Origin of the sequence: Pseudomonas juntendi (assembly GCF_009932375.1) — a bacterium.
In the GTDB taxonomy this organism is placed as follows: domain Bacteria; phylum Pseudomonadota; class Gammaproteobacteria; order Pseudomonadales; family Pseudomonadaceae; genus Aquipseudomonas; species Aquipseudomonas juntendi.
In genome coordinates, this window is the sequence record NZ_BLJG01000490.1 from 1 (window position 1) to 280 (window position 280).

1 protein-coding gene is annotated in these 280 nt (G+C 66.1%); it reads right to left on the bottom strand.

The window, feature by feature from the left end:
• On the bottom strand, positions 1 to 280 hold a 280-nt coding region (locus GYA94_RS26890), incomplete at both ends, for an ABC transporter ATP-binding protein (RefSeq protein ID WP_161893478.1).

Sequence of the window (280 nt, forward strand, 5' to 3'; positions counted from 1 at the left end):
GATCTCGACCAGTTCCAGCTGCATCTGCGAGCGCAGTTTCTTGTCCAGCGCGCCCATTGGCTCGTCAAGCAGCAGCAGCTTCGGGCGCTTGGCCAGCGAGCGGGCCAGGGCCACGCGCTGGCGCTGGCCGCCAGACAGCTGGTGCGGCTTGCGCTTGGCGTACTGGGTCATGTGCACCAGCTTGAGCATCTCGGCCACGCGGGCGTCGATCTCGGCCTTGGGCATTTTGTCCTGCTGCAGGCCGAAGGCGATGTTCTGCGCCACGCTCATGTGCGGGAAC